The sequence below is a fragment of the Amycolatopsis sp. NPDC033938 genome, assembly GCF_055575975.1.
In genome coordinates this window covers 24,424-28,663 of record NZ_JBVIRO010000016.1, presented here as the reverse complement: position 1 = coordinate 28,663, position 4,240 = coordinate 24,424, and the positions used below count along the sequence as shown (strand labels likewise).

General features: G+C 71.7%; 3 protein-coding genes. 2 read left to right on the top strand and 1 reads right to left on the bottom strand.

Translation table 11 applies throughout. The features are described from left to right. Positions 1 to 114: 114 nt before the first annotated feature. Positions 115 to 972: a bis(hydroxyethyl) terephthalate hydrolase gene (gene bdeA / locus ACZ5ZX_RS31330; RefSeq protein ID WP_465505584.1), complete on the bottom strand. Its 858-nt coding sequence runs from the start codon at positions 970 to 972 to the stop codon at positions 115 to 117. Positions 973 to 1,112: 140 nt separating this feature from the next. Here bdeA and ACZ5ZX_RS31325 point away from each other — a divergent pair, with 140 nt between their 5' ends. Together ACZ5ZX_RS31325 and ACZ5ZX_RS31320 are read left to right on the top strand one after the other, a co-directional pair. Continuing rightward, on the top strand, positions 1,113 to 1,709 hold the full coding sequence (locus ACZ5ZX_RS31325; protein WP_465505583.1) for a QsdR family transcriptional regulator: 597 nt from the start codon (positions 1,113 to 1,115) through the stop codon (positions 1,707 to 1,709). Positions 1,710 to 1,772: 63 nt separating this feature from the next. Then, entirely contained in the window at positions 1,773 to 4,157 is a 2,385-nt protein-coding gene (locus ACZ5ZX_RS31320) for a helix-turn-helix transcriptional regulator (protein ID WP_465505582.1), read from the top strand. The last annotated feature ends 83 nt before the right edge of the window (positions 4,158 to 4,240 follow it).

The following is a 4,240-nucleotide window of genomic DNA, read 5'->3' as shown; positions in this document are numbered from 1 at the left end:
TGGTTCACGCTGGTCCCCCCACCGCATAACTGGTCGGTATTGTGGGGGGGGTTGGTGTGGGGGTATCGGGTTTTCACCCCGAACCCCCACACACGACCACCAGGACCTCCTCTGTCAGGCGTGCGGGCAGGTGTCGCGGTAGTCGCTGATCGTGCGGTCGTCCGGCGCCGGGCAGAGGAACTGTTCGTAGCGGGTGTCGTTGTCCACGAACCGCTTCAGCCACGAGATCGTGTACTTGGCCATGGTCGTGTTCGACGTGTTCGGGAAGAAGTGGCTCGCGTTGTCCAGTTCCATGTACGCCTTCTCCGCCGAGGCGGGAATGCTGGTGTAGAACGGGATCGAATGCGAAGCCACCGGTGCGACGGTGTCGGCTTCACCGCCGATGATGAAGGTCGGCACCCGCAGCGAGGACCACGACTTCTGCGTGTTCCACGGCGCGAGCGGGACGGCGGCCTGCAGCGACGGCCGGTCCTGCGCCGCCTCGAGCGAGCCACCGCCGCCCATCGAGTGCCCCGCGACCGCGAGGCGGGTGGTGTCGATCCGCGAGCGGACGCTGCTGCGCTGGGTCAGGTAGTCCAGCGCGGCCAGCAACTGGTCGCCGCGGCTCTCCGGCTGGTCGTAGATCGTGTTGGTGTCGATGGTGAAGACGACGAAACCTTGCGACGCCAGCCGCGGGCCGATCCACGCGATGCTCGACTGGGTCGCGGTGTAACCCGGCGAGATGGCGACAGCGCCGAAGGTGCCCTGGGCGGTGCTGGTCGGGTAGTAGATGGTGCCGCCGCCGAACCCGGTGACGGCTAGGCGGGACACCGACACCTCGGACACCGCGAACGAGCCACGGGAGGCTTCGATACTGCTTTCCGTCGGGTCCGGCCCCCGTTCGTAGGGGTTGTCGGCCGCGTGTGCCGTTGGAGCGATAGCGAGCGCGGCGACCGTCGCCAGTCCACAAAGGATCCGGGTCGTACTACGCATAGTGCCCTCTCCGTTCGCCATTGAACACAGTCCGTGGTGATGGACTGTGGCAAACGGACACCGGGGGCTGCATCGGTGAAATCGCCAGTCTTCCTCCGCGGCCACGCTCGCCGGGCTCACCGCCCGTACGATCGGCGATCGTGAACCCCTCAGCCGAGGACATAGTCCGCACGGCGGCCCGGTGGATCGACCGTGGGATCCGCGTCGACACCTCCGCCTTCGCTCAAGACCTTGGTATCTCGCGCAGCACCCTGTTCCGCCGCGTCGGCAACCGGGAAGACCTGCTGGGTGATGCCCTCTACTACCTGTCCGAGCGCACCCTGACCGCCGCCGTGCGCACCTGGGAGCGCGAAGAGGGCGACGTGGTGCGCAATGCGGCGGGTGAACTGCGCTGTCTCGCGATCATGCGCGACTACCGGTCGGCACTGGCGGCGAGCGCCGGGTTCCGGCGCTTCCTCGACGACGAGCCCGTGCTCGCGATCCGGCTGCTCACCGCCCCGGACGGGCGGGTCCAGCCGAGGGTGATCGCGGCGCACGTCGACCTGCTGCGCCGCGACGTCGACGACGGCGGATTCGTGCCCGCGGTCAGCCTGGACAGCCTCTGCTACGCGATCGTCCGGCTGGGGGAGGCGTTCCTGTATTCGGACGTCCTCGCGTCACGGACACCCGATCTCGACGCGGCGTCGACGCTGCTCGGCGCGCTCGTGGAAGGCCGGGTGCCCAGCAGGACCTTGTGAAAGAGGACCTTGTGAAACACTTGCGCCTGGTGTTTCATCGAGGGGGATTTCGAGGAGGCGCCGATGCCTGTCCGGGACGTCGTGTACCCGCTGCGGGGCAGGGACGACCTCTTCGGCGGGCTGCGGTCGGTCGCCGGGCAGGCCGTGCTGGTCCGCGGTGCGGAAGGCCTCGGCAAGTCGGCGCTGCTTACCGAGCTGCGTGGCGCGTCCGGCGTCCGCCTGCTCGGCGTGCGGGGCATGCGAGCGGAACGCGCGCTGCCGTTCGAGGCGCTGCATCGCCTGTTCGGGGCCGAGGTCTCGGGCGGTGAGGCGGTGCATCGGCGGCTGAGCGAACTTCCGGCACCGGCGATCTGCTGGGTGGACGACGCGCAATGGGTCGACGCGGAATCCTTGGCGGCCTTGGGTTTCGCTGCTCGCAGGCTGGCCGGATCCTCGGTCGGGATGGTGCTCGCGTCGCGGTCCGGATCCGACGAATTCGAGTGTGTGGAACTGGCGCCGCTGACCGACGAGGCGGCGGATCTGCTGCTGCGCGACCGAGGGGTGCCCGCCGGGGTACGGCCGCAGCTGGTCGAACTGGGCGGCGGGAATCCGGCGGACCTGATCGCGCTGGCGGCGCAGCTCACCCCGGCGCAGGCCGCGGGCCGGGAGCCGGTGTCGCCGGTGTTGCGAGAGCGGTTGGCGGGTTACGCGGCTCGTCTGGACGCGATGCCGTCCGGTGAACGCGTCCGGTTCTTGGCCGGGTTCCTGGATTCCGCGGCGAGCAAGGTGGCTCAAGCGACGTGGTCCGCGGCGGCGTCACCGGCGGATCGCCGCGCGGCGCACGCGCGGCTGGCTTCCGACGGCGAAGGGCCGGAGGTGCTCTGGCACCGCGCGATGGCGACCGCCGCGCCGTCGGTGCCGCTGGCCGACGCGCTCGCCGCCGCACCCGCGGCGGATCACACGGCCTCGGCGCGTCAGCTCGAACGCGCCGCCGCCTTGACCGTCGACCCCGGCGTGCGGGCCGCCAGGTTGCTGGCCGCCGCTGACGCCGCTTGGCAGGCGGGCAGGCCGGGCTGGGCGCGGCTGTTGCTGTCGCGGGTCGACGCCGAACCGGGCGCCGTGGCGTTGCTGCACGGAGAGATCGAGCTGCGCGACGGCGATCCCGCGGTCGCCACCCACGAACTGGGCACGGCGGCGGAACTGCTGCCCGATCCGGCCGACGCACTCCTGCTGGCTGGCGAGGCGCGGCGGCTCGGCGGCGACCTGAGCGGGTACCGGGGATTGGCGCGGACGGTCCCCGCCGGAGAGGGGCTGGCCTCCTCGCATTTCAGCGGTCTCACCTCGGTCTACGCGGGCCGTCACGACGACGCCGTCGAGCCGTTGGAGGACGCCGTCCGCCGAGGTATGTCCGACGACGCCGTGGCCGGAGCCGTCTGGGCCGCCGAAGCCGCTTTCGCCCGTGGGCACGCGGAACGGGCCCACGAGTACGCGGCGGCGGCCGTGAGCCGCGCGCGGCTCGGCAGGCGGCACGCGGAACTGCCGTGGGCGTTGATCTACCTCTCGCTCTCGGCCATCGCGCTCGACCGCATCCCGTGTGCGCGGGCGGCCTCCCGTGAGGGCCTGCTCGCTCCCCACAACCTGAGGATGGAACACCTCACCCTGCTCGGGCTGGCCGCCGCGCTCCTGGGCGAGCGGGCCCCCGAACTGGACGAGGCGACCGAGGGGATCGCCGAACGCGGTCTCGGCAGGCCCGCCGCCGTCGCGGCGTGGGCGAACGCCTGCCTCGACCTGGCGGACGATCGGCCGGACGACGCGCTGAGCAGGCTCGAAGACCTCGCGTCAGGTGTTTCCGGCGACCAGCCGGTGATCCGGGTCCTCGCCACACCGCAACTGGTCGAAGCGGCCGTGCTCGCCGGGAGGCCCGAACGCGCGCGGGCGGCGCTGGAGGTGTTCGACCGGTGGACGCTGGTCGGCGCGGAACCCTGCTGGCTCGCGCTGAGTCACCGCTGTCACGCGCTGACCGCGACGGACCCCGCCGTGGGGGAACAGCACTTCCGGCAGGCCATCGAGGCGCACCGCCGGGCGGGCGGTGCGGTGGAACTCGCCAGGACCCGCTTCGCGTACGCCACGTCGCTGCGCAGGCACCGGCGGACCCGGGACGCGCGAGATCAGCTCCGCGATGCCTTGCGCGGCTTCGAAAGCGTCGGCGCGACCCGGTTCGCCGAACGGGCCCGCGCCGGGCTCCGGGCGACCGGCGAGACCGTGTCCACGCCGCACCGATCGCTCGCGGGGCTCACCCCGCAGCAGGACGCCATCACGCGGCTGGTCGCGGCGGGGGAGACGAACAAGGAGATCGCGCGGCGGCTGGTGATCAGCCACCGGACCGTGGATCACCACCTGCGCAACATCTTCACCGCGCTGGGCGTGCGCTCACGTGTGGAACTCGCGCGCCGCGTCACCGACTCGTGAGTGGCGGTTAGGGGTTGTAACCCACAACCCCCCAACCGCCCCCAGGTACCGACGGGGGCGCGGCGCCCAGGGGCCGGGCCCCC

Coding starts and splice junctions, on each gene's coding strand:
- bdeA (WP_465505584.1), bottom strand. CDS start 972: ATGCGTAGTACGACCCGGATCCTTTGTGGACTGGCGACGGTCGCCGCG.
- ACZ5ZX_RS31320 (WP_465505582.1), top strand. CDS start 1,773: ATGCCTGTCCGGGACGTCGTGTACCCGCTGCGGGGCAGGGACGACCTC.